This window comes from Nocardiopsis sp. NPDC006832 (genome assembly GCF_040635885.1).
GTDB lineage: Bacteria > Actinomycetota > Actinomycetes > Streptosporangiales > Streptosporangiaceae > Nocardiopsis.
On sequence record NZ_JBEYLC010000001.1, the window covers coordinates 132349 to 151928 of the forward strand.

Annotated in this window: 16 protein-coding genes; 9 read left to right on the forward strand and 7 right to left on the reverse strand. The window is 70.2% G+C overall.

Going from position 1 to position 19580, the window contains the following annotated elements:
• Positions 1-77 precede the first annotated feature (77 nt).
• The 3 genes from ABZ717_RS00555 to mtrA are packed head-to-tail and all read right to left on the reverse strand — an operon-like array spanning position 78 to position 4484.
• Positions 78-1973: an LpqB family beta-propeller domain-containing protein gene (locus tag ABZ717_RS00555; RefSeq protein WP_358503299.1), complete on the reverse strand. Its 1896-nt coding sequence runs from the start codon at positions 1971-1973 to the stop codon at positions 78-80.
• Between the two features lie 50 nt (positions 1974-2023).
• Complete coding sequence (gene mtrB / locus ABZ717_RS00560) at positions 2024-3790, reverse strand: MtrAB system histidine kinase MtrB (RefSeq protein ID WP_358503302.1); 1767 nt, start codon at positions 3788-3790, stop codon at positions 2024-2026.
• A 16-nt stretch (positions 3791-3806) separates the two neighbouring features.
• The gene (mtrA, locus tag ABZ717_RS00565) at positions 3807-4484 is read right to left on the reverse strand and encodes an MtrAB system response regulator MtrA (protein ID WP_067607333.1); all 678 of its coding nucleotides are present in this window, start codon (positions 4482-4484) and stop codon (positions 3807-3809) included.
• Between the two features lie 447 nt (positions 4485-4931).
• Between mtrA and ABZ717_RS00570 the strand changes: the two genes are divergently transcribed.
• The 6 genes from ABZ717_RS00570 (at position 4932) to ABZ717_RS00595 (ending at position 12738) form a co-directional block, all read left to right on the forward strand.
• Positions 4932-6419: a glycerophosphoryl diester phosphodiesterase membrane domain-containing protein gene (locus tag ABZ717_RS00570; RefSeq protein ID WP_358503306.1), complete on the forward strand. Its 1488-nt coding sequence runs from the start codon at positions 4932-4934 to the stop codon at positions 6417-6419.
• The gene (locus tag ABZ717_RS00575) at positions 6416-7063 is read left to right on the forward strand and encodes a DUF4129 domain-containing protein (protein ID WP_358503309.1); all 648 of its coding nucleotides are present in this window, start codon (positions 6416-6418) and stop codon (positions 7061-7063) included. Before ABZ717_RS00570 ends, ABZ717_RS00575 begins: the two co-directional genes overlap by 4 nt.
• Positions 7060-8259 carry a DUF4350 domain-containing protein gene (locus ABZ717_RS00580; RefSeq protein WP_358503311.1) on the forward strand — a complete coding sequence of 400 codons (1200 nt, stop codon included), beginning with the start codon at positions 7060-7062 and terminating at the stop codon, positions 8257-8259. The genes ABZ717_RS00575 and ABZ717_RS00580 overlap by 4 nt, the downstream gene beginning before the upstream one ends.
• A 99-nt stretch (positions 8260-8358) precedes the next feature.
• A complete protein-coding gene (locus tag ABZ717_RS00585; protein WP_358503314.1) occupies positions 8359-9342 on the forward strand; it encodes a MoxR family ATPase in 984 nt (327 codons plus the stop codon).
• Complete coding sequence (locus ABZ717_RS00590) at positions 9342-10640, forward strand: DUF58 domain-containing protein (RefSeq protein ID WP_358503317.1); 1299 nt, start codon at positions 9342-9344, stop codon at positions 10638-10640. The genes ABZ717_RS00585 and ABZ717_RS00590 overlap by 1 nt, the downstream gene beginning before the upstream one ends.
• A 61-nt stretch (positions 10641-10701) precedes the next feature.
• Complete coding sequence (locus ABZ717_RS00595) at positions 10702-12738, forward strand: tetratricopeptide repeat protein (protein WP_358503319.1); 2037 nt, start codon at positions 10702-10704, stop codon at positions 12736-12738.
• Here ABZ717_RS00595 and ABZ717_RS00600 read toward each other — a convergent pair.
• Together ABZ717_RS00600 and ABZ717_RS00605 are read right to left on the reverse strand one after the other, a co-directional pair.
• Positions 12719-12895 carry a DUF397 domain-containing protein gene (locus ABZ717_RS00600; RefSeq protein ID WP_358503321.1) on the reverse strand — a complete coding sequence of 59 codons (177 nt, stop codon included), beginning with the start codon at positions 12893-12895 and terminating at the stop codon, positions 12719-12721. The two genes, ABZ717_RS00595 and ABZ717_RS00600, sit on opposite strands and share 20 nt — an antisense overlap.
• 29 nt (positions 12896-12924) lie before the next feature.
• The gene (locus ABZ717_RS00605) at positions 12925-13920 is read right to left on the reverse strand and encodes a stage II sporulation protein M (protein WP_358503323.1); all 996 of its coding nucleotides are present in this window, start codon (positions 13918-13920) and stop codon (positions 12925-12927) included.
• A 118-nt stretch (positions 13921-14038) separates the two neighbouring features.
• Between ABZ717_RS00605 and ABZ717_RS00610 the strand changes: the two genes are divergently transcribed.
• Positions 14039-14974: an RDD family protein gene (locus ABZ717_RS00610; protein WP_358503325.1), complete on the forward strand. Its 936-nt coding sequence runs from the start codon at positions 14039-14041 to the stop codon at positions 14972-14974.
• A 1-nt stretch (position 14975) separates the two neighbouring features.
• Here the strand turns inward: ABZ717_RS00610 and ahcY (ABZ717_RS00615) are convergent, their stop codons facing one another.
• A complete protein-coding gene (gene ahcY / locus ABZ717_RS00615; RefSeq protein WP_358503327.1) occupies positions 14976-16238 on the reverse strand; it encodes an adenosylhomocysteinase in 1263 nt (420 codons plus the stop codon).
• Positions 16239-16251: 13 nt separating this feature from the next.
• Entirely contained in the window at positions 16252-17685 is a 1434-nt protein-coding gene (gene ahcY / locus ABZ717_RS00620) for an adenosylhomocysteinase (RefSeq protein WP_358503330.1), read from the reverse strand.
• Positions 17686-17815: 130 nt separating this feature from the next.
• On the opposite strand from ahcY (ABZ717_RS00620), the gene ABZ717_RS00625 reads away from it, so the two are divergent.
• Complete coding sequence (locus ABZ717_RS00625) at positions 17816-18226, forward strand: MerR family transcriptional regulator (protein WP_358503332.1); 411 nt, start codon at positions 17816-17818, stop codon at positions 18224-18226.
• A gap of 192 nt (positions 18227-18418) precedes the next feature.
• Complete coding sequence (locus ABZ717_RS00630; protein ID WP_358503335.1) at positions 18419-19561, forward strand: hypothetical protein; 1143 nt, start codon at positions 18419-18421, stop codon at positions 19559-19561.
• The last annotated feature ends 19 nt before the right edge of the window (positions 19562-19580 follow it).

Genomic DNA, 19580 nt, shown 5'->3' on the forward strand with positions numbered 1-19580 from the left:
CCAGTGCCGACTTCGAACCTGTGGACAACTCGGCGCCCCACCGCCGTCGGGCCATGCGCGTTCGTCTGTTCGGTGGGTCAGCCCGGGAAGGTGGGCGCCCCGCCCTCGACGACGTTCTGCCAGTTCAGCGGGTCATTGGAGGCCCAGATGTTGCCGTCGTCGGAACCGGCGAGCAAGGGCTGTCCGGGCGCTCCGGAGATGGTGACCATGCCCGCGGCGGGGGTGCCCGCGCTGGCCGCGGGGGTGCCGCCGTCCAGCGCCACCAGCATCGCCTGGTGCGTGCCACCGTCCCTGCTGCCCAACACCACCAACTGGTCGCTGGAGCGCCAGGCGACCGCGGTGACGTCCTCCAGCTCCTGGGCGAGGGTGATGAACTCGCCCACGGAGACCTGACCGTCGCGGTCGTCGACCACCCGGCCGACCTTGAGCGCTCGTTCACCGTCCTGTTCGGTGATGACCACCGCGCGCGCACCGTCCCGAGAGATCCGGAAACTCACCAGGGAGTGATCGCGCAAGCCGCTCACCTGGGCGCGGACGACCTCGTCGCCGTCACGGAGCATCCACAGGGCGCTGTCACCCGGTTCGGGCGGTTCCTCGGCTCCCGATCCGCTGAGGTTCGGGTCCCCTTCGGGCTCCCGACCCGCGCCCTCCTCTTCGTCCTCGCCCTCTTCGTCCTCATCCTTGGTCTCCTCCACCACCCAGAGGTTGTTGTCGATGTCCCAGGACAGGTCGGTGAACAGACCCTCGTCGAGGACCTCCTGGGTCTGGGCTCCCGGATTGGCGAGGCTGGTGACGACCTCGCTCCCGCCGAGGGTGATGCCGGCGATGGTGCTCTGGTCGAGCGAGACCGCGAACCGGTCCAGCGTCTGGTCACCGCGGCCGAGCGGGCCGGGGACCGGTTCGGCGTCGCCGAAGTTCTCGGCGGTCCAGTCGGAGGCCGACCACAGCTGCCCCTCGTGGGTGTAGTAGCCGCGGATGTCGGAGGAGGTCGCCCCGGGACTCACCCTGGCCCACAGGTCGCTGCCGGGGCGCGGCCGATCGGCGCTCTCCCCGTCGGAATCGGGGAAGGCGACCTCTTCGCCGTTGACCTTGAGGGTGAACTCCTGGACCTCGGGCAGTTGGCGCAGCGTCCAGGCGATCTGGGCCGCCATGTCGTACTCGTCGATCTCGGCGACGCCGCTGACGTTGATCACCGCGTGCTGGGCGTCGACCTCCAGCCGGGTGGTGGCCTCCTCGGGGAACGCGGAGGACACCGCGGGCGCGAGCCAGTCGGTGGGGCCGGCGATGAGCTTGCGGAGCAGCCGCTCGGCCGGCTGGTCCGGGCTCACCGGCAGGTAGACCGGGTCTGGGACCAGGGCCGTGCGCTCGGCGTTGAAGTAGTAGAGGTTGAACGGTCGATGGGTGCGTTCGATGTCGAGCGCGCTCAGCAGCAGTTCGTCCGGCAGGTCCTGGATCCGCCACTCGCCCTCGGGGTCGCCGTCCTCCCGGGCCAGGGTGAACGTCTCCTCCAGGAGGGTGGCCGAGGACTGGGTGGGGACGTACTTGCCGCTCTCGTCGATGGTCGCCACCAGGTTGCTGCGCACCAGGACGCGGGCGGTGAGGCCGTCGTTGCTGATCTCGGCGTCGAAGTCGGCGGCGTCGAGGTCGTTGAACACGCTCACGCCGCCGTCGGGGGACCACGTCCCAGCGGTCTCGGGCAGCATGTAGCTGCGCGCCGCCTTGTGGTCCTCCTCGAAGCTGCCCATGTCCTTGAGGAATCCGTCGACCAGACCCTCGGGGGCCACTCCGGGCTGTGGGCCGGCGGGCAGCAGCCGCACGTAGCCGTCATAGGGGTCGCCGGAGACGTCGCCGCCCTCGCCGGGGACCACCGGGCCGGTCATGGGGACGGTGGCGCACGCCGCGAGCGTCACGCAGGCGAGCGCGGCGGCTCCCAGGCTCCGTGTGGCCCGGGACGACCACCGCGGGGCCCTCACGCCCGGTTGTGGCGTCCTCGGGGACCACGCGACCGTTCGTGCCTTCTGGCTCACGGTGCCTCCTCGTCTTCGGTGCCACCGCGCACCTTGGCGGACGTTTCACCCGGGGCGGTGAAGTTGTTACGGCCCAAGGCGATCTCCGGTGGTACCAGCGGCAGCGGAGAACCGCGCAGTTCGGTGCCGGAGCGTCGAGGCAGGGACAACCGGAACTGGGATCCCTGGCCGGGCATGCCCCACGCCTGGAGCCAACCGCCGTGCAGGGTGGCGTCCTCCTTGGCGATGGGCAGTCCGAGGCCGGTGCCTCCGGTGGTGCGCACCCGGGAGTAGTCGGCCCGCCAGAAGCGGTCGAAGCACAGGTGCTCCTCCCCCTCCTTGAGACCCACACCGTAGTCGCGCACGGCCACGGCGATGGCGTCGCGGTCGCCGGCGGCGGCGACCACGACGTCGCGGCCCTCACTGTGCTCGATGGCGTTGACCACCAGGTTGCGCAGAATGCGGTTGATGCGTCGGGTGTCGAACTCGGCCATGCAGGGTTCGGCGGGCAGTCGCAGGATCACCTTGATCCCACGGCGTTCGGCGATCTGCTCGGCGTCGCCGACCGCCTTCATCACCGAGTCCCGGATGTCGGAGGACTCGATTCCCAGGGTGGCCGCTCCCGCGTCGTGTCGGCTGATCTCCAACAGGTCCGAGAGCAGTTCCTCGAAGCGTTCCACCTGGCTCTGGAGGAGTTCCACGGAACGTCGGTGGGAGCCGTCGAGCTCCTCTCGATCGTCGAAGAGCAGGTCACCGGCCATGCGGATGGTGGTGAGCGGGGTGCGCAGTTCGTGCGAGACGTCGGAGACGAACTGCCGCTGCACCTTGGACAGCTCCTCCAGCTCCTGGATCTTCTCCTGGAGGTTGCCCGCCATGTCGTTGAAGGACATCGAGAGCCGGGCGATGTCGTCCTCGCCCCGCACGGTCATGCGTTCGGAGAGGTCGCCCGAGGCGAGTCGTTCGGCCGACTGCGCCGCGGAGCGAACCGGGGCGACCACCATGCGGGTGACCATGAACGCGATGAACCCGAGGAGGACCACGAGCAGGACGCCGACGAGCGCGACCGTGTTCTGGACCAGGTCCAGGATCTCCTGCTCGTGTTGGAGCGGGAACACGTAGTAGAGCTCGTAGGCGTGGGTGAGTTGGGCTCCCACGACCAGCGCGGGTTCGACGGAGCCGTCCTCGGTCTCGATCCGCGTGTACGTGTGGTACTGCTGGTCGGGCACTTCGGAGTGGCGGACCTGTTCGACCAGGCGTTCGGGCACGCTCTCGTTGACGGTGTCCTCGTCGACGGTCGCCCAGCCTCGTTCGTCGCTGACCGAGGGCAGCACGATGACGCCGTACAGCCCGGTCTCACCGCTGCGGCTGGTCAGCTCGCGCGCGATGTTGTTGAGCAGGCGGTCGCGGTCGCTGGTCTCGTTCTCCTGCAGTTCCGCCACGGCGTAGCTGAGGCCGGCGCGGTGGTCGTTGACCGCCCCGTTCACCTTGGCCTCCAATAGTCCGCCGCGGACCTCGGAGATGAGGACGTAGCTCAGTCCCACCAGGACGAGCAGGGACAGGACCAGGGTCGTACTGATGACCCGCAGGTACAGCGAACGGCGCCAGTTGGTGTGCGCCCCGCGCACCAGTGCGCGCGCGGCGTGCTGGGCGAGGAGGTAGGCGCGGGTCAGGCCCGAGTTGGATTCGCTCGGGGCGTCCTCGGACGCGGGCAGCCCTGAGGAGGGGACCGGCCGTTCCCCTTCGGGGTCGGCCTGCCGCCCCTCCTCGGGTTCGGACACGGTCATGGGGTTCTCGGTCGGATCAGGCGGTACCGGCCTTGTAGCCGACACCGCGTACGGTCACGACGACCTCGGGGTGCTCGGGGTCCTTCTCGATCTTGGCGCGCAGGCGTTGCACGTGCACGTTGACCAGGCGCGTGTCGGCGGCGTGCCGGTAGCCCCAGACCTGTTCGAGCAGCACCTCGCGGGTGAACACCTGACGCGGCTTGCGGGCCAGGGCGACCAGCAGGTCGAATTCGAGCGGGGTGAGACTGATCTGTTCGCCGTCGCGGCGCACGGCGTGCCCGGCGACGTCGATGTTGATGTCGCCGATCTGCAGGACCTCGGGGGCGGGCTCCTCGGTGCGGCGAAGACGCACCCGCACGCGGGCCACCAGTTCCTTGGGTTTGAAGGGCTTGACGATGTAGTCGTCGGCCCCCGACTCAAGGCCCAGCACCACGTCGACGGTGTCGCTCTTGGCCGTGAGCATGACGATGGGCACCCCGGACTCGGCGCGGATCTGACGGCACACGTCGATGCCGTCGGCCCCGGGAAGCATCAGGTCGAGGAGGACCAGGTCGGGCTTGGTCTCGCGGAAGGCCTCCAGGGCCTTGTCCCCGTCGTGGACGAACGAGGGTTCGAACCCCTCACCCCGCAGTACGATCCCCAGCATCTCGGCGAGGGCGAGGTCATCGTCGACAACCAGTACACGTCCCTTCATCGGTGTGTCCGGCGCCGTAGGGCCGGCGTCACCCTGGGGCGACGCGGGGTTTTCGGCGCCTACTCCTCTCTCCTGGAACACTCAAGCGGCGTCAGTGGTTCGGTCCCCGTGATCCCGGTTCGGGATCGTCGGGAACCGCGTTACGTCTTCTCCAACCTTGCCGGCTATGGCCAGGGTTGGAAGAGCGGTCAACGGTGTTGGGCCCTTTTGGCCTGCTTTCGACCACCGGCGGTGTCGCCCCTGGCCAGGAAGACCTGGAAGGCTACGTGACTTGGCCGGTTGGTAACAGAAAGCATACAAAAGGAATGAAGTGCGTCGGTTGGCATGGGACACACTCCGAGGCCACTGAAGAGCGGTGGGACCGACCGGTAGGTTGGTTTCCGACAGATCAGAATTGGCGCGAATACGCTCGCGCAGAGTAACCGAACCTCACGGAGGGCGGAACGGATGAGCCAGGAGGACGGCCACCGGGACACGTCCGGGGAGAGCCCGGACGGCACCGAGGAACAGCGGTCGCCCGACTCCGGGAGCTCCGGCGGGTCCGAGCGGCCGGCCCCGGGTTCCCCCGACCAGGGTCCCGCGGCCCCCGGATGGGCCGCTCCGGGGCAGGGGGCGACGCCTCCTCCCACGGGGACCGATGACCCGGGCCTCGCACAGCCCGCACAGCCCGGGCACGGCGAACAACCCGCCTATGGGCAGCCGTCCTACGGGCCACCGCCCGGGTACGTCCCGCCCGCACAGCCCGGCCACGGCGGGCATCCCCCCTACGGACAGCACTACGGACAACAGCCTTCCTACGGGCCACCGCCCGGGAGCGTCCCGCCCGGTGTCCCGGGTTACGGCGTTCCCCCCGGATACCCGCCCGGCAACGGCCCCCAGGGCGGCCACGGATACGGCCCCGGGCGACCCAACGCCCCCAAGCCAGGTGTGGTGGCGCTGCGGCCCATGAGCCTCGGTGACATCTTCAACGGGGCGTTCAGCTACGTCCGCAACAACCCGAAGACCACCATGGGGTCGGCCCTCGTCGTCATGGCGTTGGCGACCATCCTCAGCTCGATCGCCTCGACGCTCTTCCTGAACGACTACACCACGTTCCTGGACGAGGTCATGGCCGATCCGATGGCCGTCGACCCGAACGCGCCGCTCTTCCCGTCCTCTCCGCTGGTCATGGGCCTCATGTACCTCGGCGAGCTGATCGTCTACCTGGGCGCGGCGATCCTGCTCGGCCTCCTGGCGGCGGTCGCGGGCATGGCGGTCCTCGGTCACAAGCTCACCCCGAAGCAGGCGTGGGAGGCCGCCCGCGGCCGAATCGGCGCCATCATCGGCCTCTCCCTGTTGAAGCTGCTCCTCGGGTTCGTCATCGGCGTGGTGTTCTTCCTCGCGATGTTCGTCGCGATCCTCGTCGGCGTCATGGTCGGCTACTCCTCCGGTGGTGGGGCCGGAGTGGCCGTCGGACTGCTGGTCGGCCTGCTCGCGGCGGTCGCGGTGATCGCGCCCGCGATGTGGATCTGGATCCGGCTGTACTTCGCCATGCCGATAGTCGTGCTGGAGCGGATCGGTCCCTTCCAGGCCATCGCGCGTTCCTGGCGCCTCTCGCGGGGCGGTTGGTGGCGCACCCTGGGCTACTGGATCCTTACCGGGCTCATCGTCATGCTGGTGCAGATGGTCCTGAGCGGCCCGGTGGCTCTGATCACCGGTGTCATCAGCGTGGCCGCTCCCGAGGCCGCCTGGCTCACGATCCTCGCCGGAGCGATCACCTACCTGCTCACCGTGCTGATCTACGCGGTCACCCAACCGTTCGTGGCCGGGGTGAACACCCTGCTCTACGTCGATCTGCGGATGCGCCGTGAGGGGCTCGACCTGAAGCTGCACCAGGTCGCCCAGCGGGGCGGGTCGAGCGGCCCGGAGATCTACCTGCCGGAGCCGCGCGCGTGAGGCCGGCGACGTTCGCGCCCCTGGAGGTGAGCCGGGACGAGGGGCGACGCCGCGCCATCGAGGAACTCTCCGACCCGCTCTACGGTGAGCACGAACCCTCGATCATCGATCGCTTCCTGGCCTGGCTGGGAGAGTGGTTCGACGCCCTGATCGCCGCCGGTGAGGGGTACCTGCCCGGTTGGGTCTGGGCCGCCCTGATCCTGCTCATCGTGGCGATCGCCGTGATCGTGCTGGTCGTGTACCTGCGACCGAGGCGCAACCTCCGTATCGACGCCCTCGTCCACGAGGGAGCCGTCCGCTCGGCGGCCGACCACCGCGCCGCGGCCGAACGACACGAGACCGCCGGCGAGTTCGCCCAGGCGGTCATGGAACGACTGCGCGCCATCAGCGTGGACCTGGAGGACCGGACCATCATCGCTCCCCGGGCCGGGCGCACCGCCACCGAACTCGCGGCCGAGGCCTCCGACGTACTGCCGGGAGAGGCCGAGGAGCTGCGCGAGGGCGCCCGCATCTTCAACGACGTGGTCTACGGCGACCGGGTCGCCACCGCGGACTCCGCCCGCATCCTGCGCGAACTGGACGTTCGGCTCAGCGCCGCCCGTCCGGTGCTCGCCGAGGGCGAGACCGTGGAGGGGACACGATGACGGCGACCGCTCCGGCCTCCCCCGAGTCCGCGACCCGAGAACGGCCCCGTCCCGGGAACGACTCCGGAGCCCGACGACTGTGGCGCTCGGTCCGTGTCCCGGCGGCCCTGGTCTCCGCCCTGCTCCTGGTGGGGGTCCTGCTGTCCCTGGGCGGCGAACAGTTCCCCTCCGGCCACCTTGAGCCGGGCAGCCCCGAACCCGATGGGGCGCGGGCCCTCGCCCGGCTCCTGGGCGAGGAGTCCGACGTCACCGTGGCGCGTGACTCCACGTCCGCGGCGCGGGCCGTGGAACGCGCGGGTGAGGACACCGTGCTGCTGGTCTTCCTCGACCATCGGTTGCTGCCCGAGGAGCTGGACACACTCTCCGAGCTGGGCACGGACACCGTGCTCGTGCGGCCCTCGCTGCGTTCCCTGGGGGCGTTCGCGCCGGGAACCGACGTGACCGGGCGGGCCGACGACGAGGAGTCCCTCGAACCGGAATGCGCGCTGCCCGCCGCCGATTCCGCGGGGTCCGCCGAGGTCGGCGGTGAGCTGTACTCCGCGAACGAGGACGTGGTCGCCCAGGCCTGCTACCCGTCCGACGACGGGTCCGCGCTGATGAGGGTGGATTCTCCGCACGGAGGCACCACCACCGTGGTCGGCACCGGTGCCTTCCTGTCCAACCGCGACCTGGACGCCGACGGCAACGCCGCCCTGGCCCTGAACCTGGCGTCGGCGGAGAACGTCGTGTGGCTGCGCCCGGACGCCCCCGAGGAGGTCGGCGGCTCCGACATCGTCGACCTTCTCCCGGGCGGACTGCTGTGGTCCACGGTGCCCCTCGCCCTGACGCTGCTGCTGCTCGCCCTCTGGCGGGGCCGGCGGATGGGCGCCCTGGTCCAAGAGTCGCTGCCCGTCGTGGTGCGCGCCTCGGAGACCACCGAGGGGAGGGCCGGGCTGTACCGGTCGCGCAACGCGCGGGACCGGGTGGCGGCCGCGCTGCGCAACGGTTTCCTGGAACGTTCGGTGCCCAAGCTGGGACTGAACGCCGACTCCGGCTCGCAGACCGTGGTGGCGACGCTGGCCGCGCGAACCGGGGACGACCCGCGTCACTTGGAACAACTGCTGTACCCGGGGCCGAACGACCCGTACGTGGCCGATGACGCCGCCATGCTCGGGCTCGGCGAAGCGTTGGACGGGCTCGCCCGGAAGCTGCGATGACCCGCGGCACCGGGCGACGCACCGAAGGACCGGGACCGAAGGGTCGCGCGGTTCTCCCCAGACCAGAACCGACAAGGGATCGAGAGAGGTAGACGGCACGTGAGCGCGTTCACACCCGAGGCACTGCCCTCCGCCGACGAGGCACGGGCGGCACTGACCGCCCTGCGCCGTGAGGTGGCCAAGGCCGTCGTGGGCCAGGACGAGACGGTGACCGGCCTGGTCGTGGCACTGCTGTGCCGGGGCCATGTCCTGTTGGAGGGTGTGCCCGGTGTCGCCAAGACACTGCTCGTGCGCACGGTCTCCGCCGCACTGTCCCTGGACAACAAGCGGGTCCAGTTCACCCCCGACCTGATGCCCGGCGACGTGACCGGGTCACTCGTCTACGACCAGCACACGGCGAAGTTCGAGTTCATGAAGGGCCCGGTCTTCACCAACCTGCTGCTGGCCGACGAGATCAACCGGACGCCGCCCAAGACCCAGGCCTCCCTGCTGGAGGCCATGGAGGAACGTCAGGTCACGGTGGAGGGCGCCCCGGTGGCGCTACCGGACCCGTTCATGGTGGCGGCCACCCAGAACCCCGTGGAGTACGAGGGCACCTACCCGCTGCCCGAGGCCCAGCTGGACCGGTTCCTGCTCAAGGTGACGATCCCGCTGCCCGAACGCCACTCGGAGATCGACATGCTCGGCAGGCACGCCGCCGGGTTCGACCCGGGCGACCTGGCCGCCGCCGGCGTGACCGCGGTCGCGGGGGCGGCCGAACTGCGGGCGGCCCGCGAGGCCGTCGCGCAGGTACGGGTGGCCCCCGAGGTCCTCGGTTACATCGTGGACCTGTGCCGGGCCACCCGCTACTCGCCGTCCCTGCGGTTGGGCGCCTCCCCTCGTGGCGCCACGGCGCTGCTGCGCACCAGCCGGGCCTGGGCCTGGCTGTCGGGGCGTGACTACGTGACCCCGGACGACGTCAAGGCCCTGGCCAAGGGCACCCTGCGGCACCGGATCGGACTGCGCCCGGAGGCCGAACTGGAGGGCGCCACCACGGATGGGATCCTGGACGGCGTGCTCGCCTCCGTCCCGGTGCCGCGCTGATGGTGGTCACCGGCCGGGCCGTGCTCTTGGCGCTCCTCGCGACGTGCGCGGTGGCGATCTCCGGTCAGATCGGTGAGCCCGTCACCTACATCGCCGTGGGCCTGGTGGTGCTGCTCATCGTGCTGGACGTTGGGTTGGCGACCTCCCCTCGCCGGATGCGGCTGTCCCGGGAAGGCGACACCTCGTTGCGGCTGGGCGACTCCGCTTCGGTCTCGGTCCTGGTGGGCAACCCGACCAAGCGCCGGCTGCGCGGTTCGGTGCGCGACGCCTGGCCGCCCAGCTCGCACAGCACGCCCAAGGCACGGCCTCTTCGGGTGGCGGCGGGTGAACGACGGCGGGTCACGACCACCCTCACCCCGACCCGGCGCGGCGACGCCCGGTCCGCCGGGGTCACGGTTCGCAGCGTCGGCCCGTTGGGGCTCGCCGGGCGTCAGGCCACCCTCCAGGCTCCGTGGACCGTGCGGACGCTGCCGCCGTTCCACAGCCGCAGGCACCTGCCGGGCAAGCTGTCCCGGCTGCGCGAGTTGGAGGGACAGCACACCGCGATGGTGCGTGGTCAGGGCAGCGAGTTCGACTCACTGCGCGACTATGTACCCGGGGACGACGTCCGGTCCATCGACTGGCGTGCCACGGCCCGCAACGACGGTGTGGTGGTGCGGACCTGGCGTCCCGAACGCGACCGGCGCATCCTCATCGTGTTGGACACCGGACGCACCTCCGCCGGACGCGTGGGCGACACCCCTCGGCTGGACCACGCCATGGACGCGGCCCTGCTGCTCACCGCGCTGGCCGGCAAGGCGGGCGACCGGGTGGACTTCATGGCCTATGACCGGGTCGTCCGCGCCCAGGTGAGGGCCTCGGGCAAGGGCAGCCAGGTGCATCGGGTCGTGGAGGCCATGGCGCCGTTGGAGGCCGAGCTGGTGGAGTCGGACCCCGCGGGGTTGGTCAGCACGGTGCTCTCCCAGGGCCGCAGTCGCCGGTTGGTGGTGTTGTTGACCGACCTCAACGCGACCGCCCTCGAAGAGGGTCTGTTGCCGCGTCTGCCGCTGTTGTCCTCGCACCACCTGTTGTTGGTGGCGGGGATCAAGGACCCGAAGGTGGAGGAGATGGCGACCGAACGGGGTAGCGCCGCCGCGCTGTACCGGGCGGCCTCCGCCGAACGCACCATGAGCGAGCGACACCGGATCAGCGCGGAACTGCGCCGGATGGGCGCCGAGGTGGTCGACGCCGACCCCGAGCGCATCGCCCCGGCCCTGGCCGACGCCTACATCAACCTCAAGGCCCAAGGCCGGTTGTAGCACCCGGACTCGAAAGGAGGCGCTCCCGTACGGGGGCGTCTCCTTCGTGCACTATGGGGACATGGCCTCACCCCCTGACGCCCACAACTCCGCCCACGGCGCCGTCCACGGGCAACTGATCCAGTCCCGTGACATCCACGGCGACGTCAACGTGTACTCCCCTCAGGCGCCCGCCACCGTCGCGGACGTGTCGCTGGACCCTCCGCGTCTCGCCACCGCCGTACGAGGGCGTGACGGGCTTTTGGAGGCCCTCCGGGACGCGATGGCGCCCGGGGCGCCCGAGCCACATGTGCTCACCGGGCCCGGCGGGTTCGGCAAGACCACCGTGGCGGCGGCCCTCGCCGAGCACGCCCGCACCGAGGGGTGGACCGTGTTCTGGGTGCGGCCGGACGCGATCCTGCCGAGCATGCTGGAGATCGCCGTGGAACTGGGCGCCTCGCGCACCGAGGCCGAGCAGGTGAAGGGCGCCCCTCGATCGGCTGCCCGCTGGGTCTGGCGACACCTCGACGCCGCTCCCCATCCCTGGCTGCTGGTAATCGACAACGCCGACCGCCCCGAGCTGCTGGACCCGGAGAACCGCCCGGGCGAACAGCGGGGTTGGATGCGCTCCAGCCCCGGAGGATTCGTCCTGGTCACCAGCCGCGTGAACGACCCCGCGCTCTGGGCTCCGGCGAAGGTGCACCGAGTGGAGATTCTGACCCACCAGGCCGCGAGGTCGGCGTTGAGCGACCACGCCGGGGCCGAAGACATACCCGGGGCCGAGGCCCTCGCCGAACGCCTCGGTGGCGTGCCGATCGCCCTGGCACTGGCCGGACGCATCCTCGCCACCCATGGGTTGCTGTTCCCCGACGCCTGGTCGCTGCTGGAACGGTTGAAGGACGATGTCACCGGCCTGGACAGACTCGCCTCCCCGTTGATCGCCGGAACGAGCAGCGAGCGCGAGCTGCTCTCGGGGGTCTGGAGCCTGTCCTTGCGACTGGTCGGCGAGCGTTTCCCTCAGGCCGAACGGCTACTCGAGTTCCTGGCTCTCCTAGGACCCGAAGGCATGCACGTGTCCGTGCGCAGGCTTCCGATCTCCGCGCTTCGGGGCGGTCTCCTCGACGATCCCGCGTCCCCCTTGGACGAGGCGACCCTGGCCCGTTCGATCAACGCCTTGATCGTCCAAGGACTGGTCCGGTCGAGCCTTGACAGGGGTGAGCCGGCGGTACACCTGCACCCCCTCGTGGCGGAGACCGTGTCGGCGGGTCTCACCTCGTCGGACGCACCGCTCATCGACGAGGTCACCTCACTCCTGTTCCGGCAGAACGGACGTGACCCGTTCCAGGAGTCGATCGCCCATTTCCACATCCTGCGGCGACGGGCCCGGTGGGGAGACCCGCTTCCGGGCGACGATCCGGATTTCCGAGAGTCGCCGGAACTCGTCTCCCAGGCGGTGGAGATCGTTCGCCTCCTCAACCTGGCCGGCCTGAGCGAGGGAGCCGAGTCGATGGGGCGTCGGTTCGTACGGGACCTGGAGTCTCAGCTCGGAGAGAGTCACCCCGAGACTCTCAGGATGCGGCACGGCATAGCCGAGTCCTGGCTACAACAGGGAGAGCTGACGAAGGCCGAGAGGGCCTACCACGACCTCCTCGAAACCAACCTCGCGGTGCACGGCGAGGAGCACGACGCCACGTTCAGCGCGCGTTTCATGGTCGCCCTCATGCCCCTGCGCCGTGGTGACTGGCAAGCGGCCGTCACGGGGTTCCGCCCCTTGATCGAGTCCAGGACACGCCGTTACGGACCGGACGACGGCCGGGTGCTCCTCGCACGCGAGAACGTCGCCTTCGCCCTCATGCACCTGGGGGACGTACGTCGCGCCGAGGACGAGTTCCTCGCCGTGCGAGAGATCCGTCTACGGACGCTGGACGTCGAACACCCCTTGGTCGCGATGTCCGACTACTACCTGGGGCGAGCGGCGTTCATGGCCGGAGACTGCGACAGGGCCGGTGAGCACCTACGACGCTGTGTGGACGTGCGCGAGCGGACCCTGGGCCATGGCCACCCGGACTCCGAGGACTCCCGCGAGTGGCTGGAAAGGGTCAACGAGGAGGCGAACTGACGAAGGCCCGCCATTCCGCCCCGTCGAAGACCAGCCGCTCATCCTCGGGTCGTCGGGAGTCGCGCACCAGGATCACCGCCTCCGACCTCGCGACTTCGAGGCAGCAGCTCACAGCCGCGCTGTAGCTGCTCTTGAACCAACGAGGGGATGCACTCATGACTTCGATTCTGTCAGAGGAGATCTCGCCTAGCCGGCGACGGGGACGGCTGCGGGGGCGTCCTCGATGTCGCCGGTCTCCCCCTCCTCATGGGCGCGCTTGCCGACGGTGAACACGTACAGGAAGAACAGCGCCTCGGCCACCACACCGATGCCGATGGCGACCCAGGTGTTGGTGATCCAACCGGTCACCAGGCCCTCGATGAGGCCCGAGATGAACAGCACCACCGCCAGTCCCAGGGCCACACCGATGGCGGCACGGGCCTCCTCGCCCAGGGCGCGCAATCGGGTGCGCTCGCCCGGGGAGATCAGCGACCACCCGATCTTGAGGCCCACACCTCCGGCGACGAACACCGCCGTGAGCTCCAGCAGGCCGTGCGGGAGGATCAGCGCGAAGAAGACGTCACCGCGGCCGTGGGCGAACATCATGCCACCGGCCATGCCCACGTTGATCGCGTTCGTCAACAGCACCCAGAGGGTCGGCAGCCCGAAGGCCACCCCGAAGATGATCGCCTGCGCCGCCACCCAGGCGTTGTTGGTCCACACCTGCGCCGCGAACGAACCCGCCGGGTTCTCCGTGTAGTAGTTCGCGAACTCGTACTCGACGTAGCGGGCGATGGATTCAGGGGTGCCCAGCGCCGCCAGCACGTCCGGATCGCCCGCCACCCACCACCCCGTGACGGTCGCGACCAACAGGGTTCCCAGGGTGGTCCCGATCCACCACCAGCGCAGGCGGTACAGCGTGGCCGGGAACCCGCGGGTGAAGAACGCGCCGACGTCGGCCCAACCGGAGGAATGCGCGCCCGTCACGGCCGACCGTGCCCGGGCCACCAGGGACGACAACCGTCCCGAGAGCGCCGGGTCCTGTCCGGAGGTACGCACCACCGACAGGTGTGTGGAAACCCTCTGGTAGAGCTCGACGAGTTCGTCGATCTCCTCACCCGTGAGCGAACGGCGTCTGCGCACCAGTTCGTCCAGCCGGTCCCATTCCTGCGTGTGCACCGCGGAGAACACGTCGATATCCACGCATTGGACACTACTGGATCTTGACCCGGCCACCGTGCTCCCCCGCGACCGGTGCGCGCTCGGCCCGGGTAGTGTCGGTGGAACGGTTCCAGAACACCCGGAGAGGGAGCGTGTACAGGTGTCCTACCCCGGCGGCGATACCCGCGGCGACGTCTACGGCGTGACGCCGTTGGTCACGGGGGACGCGGTGGTGCTGGAATTGCGCCCCGCGGGGTTCGCGACCCGTACCGCCGCCTTGGCCATCGACGTCATCCTGCAGGCCGTCGCCCTGCTCGCGCTGGCCGTGGTGGTGATGTGGATCGGCGTCTCCGTGAACCCGGCGGCGACCGCCGCGATCTACCTGGGGCTGAGCATCCTCATCCTGGTCGGTTACCCGACCGCGTTCGAAACGCTCTCGCGCGGACGTTCCCTGGGCAAGATGGCGCTGGGTCTGCGGGTGGTCGGCACCGACGGTTCGCCGGAGCGGTTCCGTCAGGCGCTGGCCCGCGCGCTGAGCGGGGTCGTGGAGTTCTGGATGACCTCGGGCGTGATCGCGCTGATCACCTCGATGATCAACCGGGAGGGCCGCCGCGTCGGTGACTTCGTGGCCGGGACCATGGTGGTGGAGGAACGCTCCGTCTCCCGCAGGCAGCAGGAGATCCCGATGCCGCCGCAGCTGGCCGGATGGGCCGCCCAGGCCGAACTCTCCCGGTTGTCCCCCGAGACCGCGGACTCCGCCCGCCAATACGTGCTGCGCTACGGCGAGCTGGCCGAGCACACCCGGCACGAGATGGGCGCGCAGTTGGCCGACACGGTCGCCGCCCAGGTCAGCCCGCCCCCGCCGCCGGGGACCACTCCCCCGGTGTTCCTCGCCGCGGTGCTGGCCGAACGGCGCCGCCGCACCCTGCACAAGATGACCGGCACGGACCCGAACGCGGCCGAATGGCAGCAGCCGGGTCCCTACCCCGCGGGCCCACGGCAACCGGGGCCGTACCCGCAGGCCCCGGCGCCGTGGCAGTGGCCCGGTGGCAGCGATCGGACACCTCCGCCCCACGACCCCGGACCACCCCGGTGAGTCAGGGACGCCAGGAGCTGAGGTAGGCCTCCTGTTCGGATGTGAGGGTGTCGATCCCCACGCCCAGGGCCGCCAGTTCGAGTCGCGCGACCTCGTTGTCGATCTCGGCCGGTACCTCGACCACGTCCGGGGCCAGGTCCTCGTGCGCGCCGGCCAGCCACGCCGTGGTCAACGCCTGCACGGCGAAGGACATGTCCATGACCGCGGCCGGGTGGCCCTCGGCTGCGCCGAGGTTGACCAACCGCCCCTCCGACAGCAGCAGGACGCTCCGACCATCCTCGAACACGTACTCGTCGGCCTGTTCGCGCACTCCGTGGTTCACCCGTACCGCCAGCGACTCCAGGGCCGGTAGGTCGATCTCCAGATCGAAGTGGCCCGAGTTGGCCAGGATCGCGCCGTCCCGCATCCGCTCCAGGTGTTCTCCCCGGATCACCTCGCGATTGCCGGTGGCGGTGACGAACACGTCCCCGACCGGCGCGGCCTCGCCCATGGTGGCGACCGTGTACCCCTGCATGACGGCGTCCAGGGCCTTGACCGGGTCGACCTCGGTGACGACCACGTTCGAGCCCATGCCACGGAAGCGTTCGGCCAGTCCCCGGCCGCAGTAGCCGTAGCCGGCCACGACCACGGTCCGCCCGGCCAGCAGGGTGTTGGTGGCCCGCAGGATGCCGTCGACGGTGGATTGCCCGGTGCCGTAGCGGTTGTCGAACATCCGCTTGGTGCGGGTGTCGTTGACCGCCACCATGGGAACCCGAAGCTCTCCGGCGGCGCTCATCCGGCGCAGCCGGATCACGCCGGTGGTGGTCTGTTCACAGCCGCCCAGCACGCCTTCGAGCAGGTCGGGGCGGTGGGCGTGGACCGTGTTCACCAGGTCGCAGCCGTCGTCCAGCAGCAGGTGCGGACGGGACTCCAGGACGGTGACCAGGTTGCGGTCGTAGGCGACGGTGTCCATACCGGCCCAGGCGTGCACGCCCACCCCGTACTCCGCCACCAGCGCGGCGGCGGTGTCGTCCTGGGTGGACAGCGGGTTGGACGCGGCCAGCCACACCTGGGCACCGCCCGCCCGCAGGGCGCGCAGCAGGTTGGCGGTCTCCGCCGTGACGTGCAGGCACGCCGCCACCCGCAGCCCTTCCAGGGGACGTTCGGCGGCGAACCGTTCACGGACGCTGCGCAGCACGGGCATGGAGCGTTCGGCCCAGGCCACGCGACGGACCCCGGCCTCCGAGAGGCCGAGGTCCGCTACCTCGTGTGAGGGCGTTGTCATCGCCGGAGGTCCATCAGTAGCGGTAGTGGTCCGGCTTGTACGGCCCGGCCACGTCCACGCCGATGTAGGAGGCCTGCTCCTTGGTGAGCTCGGTCAGCCTGACGCCGAGCGCGTCCAGGTGCAGACGCGCGACCTTCTCGTCGAGGATCTTCGGCAGCGTGTACACACCGGTCGGGTACTCGTCGGTCTTGGTGAACAGCTCGATCTGCGCGATGACCTGGTTGGTGAAGCTGTTGGACATCACGAAGCTGGGGTGACCGGTGGCGTTGCCCAGGTTGAGCAGGCGGCCCTCGGAGAGCACCAGGACGGACTTGCCGTCCTCGAAGGTCCACTCGTGGACCTGCGGCTTGATCTCCTTCTTCTTGATGCCAGGGATCTTCGCCAGGCCGGCCATGTCGATCTCGTTGTCGAAGTGGCCGACGTTGCCGACGATCGCCTGGTGCTTCATGCGCGCGATCTGGTCGGCCATGATCACGTTGAAGTTGCCGGTGGTGGTGACGAAGATGTCACCGGTGTCCAGCACGTCCTCCAGGGTGGCGACCTGGAAGCCGTCCATGGCGGCCTGGAGGGCGTTGATCGGGTCGATCTCGGTGACGATGACGCGGGCGCCCTGGCCACGCAGCGCGTCCGCGGAACCCTTGCCCACGTCGCCGTAACCGCAGATCACGGCGACCTTGCCGCCGATGAGGACGTCGGTGGCACGCATGATGCCGTCCGGCAGCGAGTGGCGGATGCCGTACTTGTTGTCGAACTTGCTCTTGGTGACGGAGTCGTTGACGTTGATCGCCGGGAAGGAGAGCGTGCCCTCACGCTGCATCTCGTACAGGCGGAGCACACCGGTGGTGGTCTCCTCGGTGACGCCCTGGATCTCCTCGGCGAGCTTGGTCCACTTGCCGGTGTCCTTCTTCAGGCTCTCGCCCAGAAGCTTGAGGACGACCGCGAACTCCTCGCTGTCGGCGGTGGAGGGGTCCGGCACGACGCCGGCCTTCTCGAACTCGGCGCCCTTGTGGACGAGCATGGTGGCGTCGCCGCCGTCGTCCAGGATCATGTTGGGGCCCTCGCCCGGCCAGGTGAGCGCCTGCTCGGTGCACCACCAGTACTCCTCCAGGGTCTCGCCCTTCCAGGCGAAGACCGGGACACCCTTGGGGTCGTCGACGGTGCCGTCGGGGCCGACGACGATCGCGGCGGCCGCGTGGTCCTGGGTGGAGAAGATGTTGCAGCTGACCCAGCGGACCTCGGCGCCCAGGGCGACGAGGGTCTCGATGAGGACCGCGGTCTGCACGGTCATGTGCAGGGAGCCCATGATGCGGGCGCCTCGGAGGGGCTTGCTCTCCCCGTACTCGGCTCGGGTGGCCATGAGTCCGGGCATCTCGTGCTCGGCGAGGCGGATCTCGTCGCGGCCGAACTCGGCCAGGGAAAGATCGGCGACCTTGAAGTCGAATGCCATGGGTTCCTCACTCGTCAAGTCGTGGTGGCGACCCCGATTCTAGGGGCGCATCCCCACCCGGGTCACAAAGTTGACGACGGAGCGTTAGATTCCCCCCGCGCACAGGTGGGGGTGGGTTAGGGTCGCGTACATGGCCGCCCGCGACACTCCTTCCATCGAACCCGGCGATTCCACCGATCCCGCCCCGGTGCCGATCTCGGCGGCCGCCGAACGCGTCGGCAGCACGGCCCGCATGCTCCGCTACCGAGAGGGCCTCGGGCTGCTCCCCCGCACCCAGGACCCGCCGATCGGGCGCGGCCACCGGCACCGCCGGTTCACGGAGGAGGACCTGCGGACCATCCGCGGTGGGCTGGAGCTGGAGCGCGAGTTCGACATCCCTCCGGCCGCGCTCTCCTTCGCCCTGCGGGTCCTGGCCGAACCCGAGGTCCTGGCCCGGGTGCGCTCTCACGGCGAACGCCTGGGTCGACTGACCCCGGCGCCCGCGCGGGCCATGGACTTCGAGAAGGAGAAGGCGATGCGCCTGCTCCGTCCCACCCTTTGAGGTACGGCGGCCCCACCTCGGTTCGGGCGCCCGAACGGCGACCTCCCGCACCACAGGACGGAACCCGGTCACCAGCGGCCCCAGGACGCTCTTGAAACTCTCTGGTTGACCCGGATTCACGGCCGCCTCCGGACACCCAGACCAACCGTTCGGCATGTTTTGGCAAACCGCCCCCGGGCTACGTGAACACACGTGGACAGCCAACTCGGCGCCCCTGTCCGGGACTCCCTCCCGGATCGCGTGCGCACAGAACTCACGGACGTCGACCGCCTTCGGGCGTTCTGGGCCCGGCACCGCCAGTGCCAGACCCTGGAGGCCCGGGCCGCGGCTCGACGTTCCCTCACCCACGACCGCGTCCAGGGGTGGGGCGGCGGACCGGCGCTCGCGGACCTGTTGCTCGTCGACCCGGTCGAGCCCCACCCCCCGATGACCGCCGACCACATCGCCGGCCTCGCCGGGCGGGTGGCCGAACTGTCCGCCGTCTCGGGCCCGCCGCAGGCCCCACTGTCCGCCGAACACACCCGTGCCCTGGCCGAGGCGGCGACCGTGCCCGCGCATCCGGTCGTACGCGCCGCCCACGTATACGCGGAGTGCGCGCGGACGCTGGACGAGCTGAACGGACCCTCCACCGAAGCCTCCGAAGGAGCACCCGCTCGGATCCTGCCGTGGGTGCTGGCGTCCAGGGTGCTCCAGCGCGCCGACCACCCGCCGTTGCTGCCGGATCCGCGCACCCCCGCACCCCGGGCCCGGGTCGGTCCGCGGGAGGGCGAACACTTCGCGGAGCTGGTCACCCACTTCGCCCGGCTGGTCACCGAGGCGTTGCGCGCGGAGATCGGATGGGGTCCGAGGACGGGTCCCGTGCTCGACGCTCCCGTGCCACCGCTGAGCGCGGTCACCCGAAGAAGGGTCCTGGACTACGTGCGCTCCCGCGGCGCCACGGTCGAGCTCATCCTGCGAGCGCTCGACCCGACGGCACGCGCCACCGTGACCTCTGGGGACGGTACTTCAGGCGCCGGGACCGGGGTGGCCGCGCGCGTGCTGCTCACCCCCGGAGCCACGCACTGGTGGGCCCGCCTGGACCTGGAGGTAGGTGCGGCGTGCCTCTCGCTGTACGTGGTGGTGCAGGACGTGGGCAGACCACCCTCGGGCGTGCTGGCGGTGACCGCGAACGCGCGCCTGACCACACCGGAGGGGGTCCAGGACGTCCTGGAGATGTCGGGCAGCGACAGCGTCACGGTGATGCCCAGCGACTGCGTCGACGACCGGTGGCCCCGGGTACGCGACCTGGTGGACGAGGCGGTCTCGCGTTCGATGAACGAGCTCACCCGGGCCTGACCGCGCCCGGGGCCCGCTC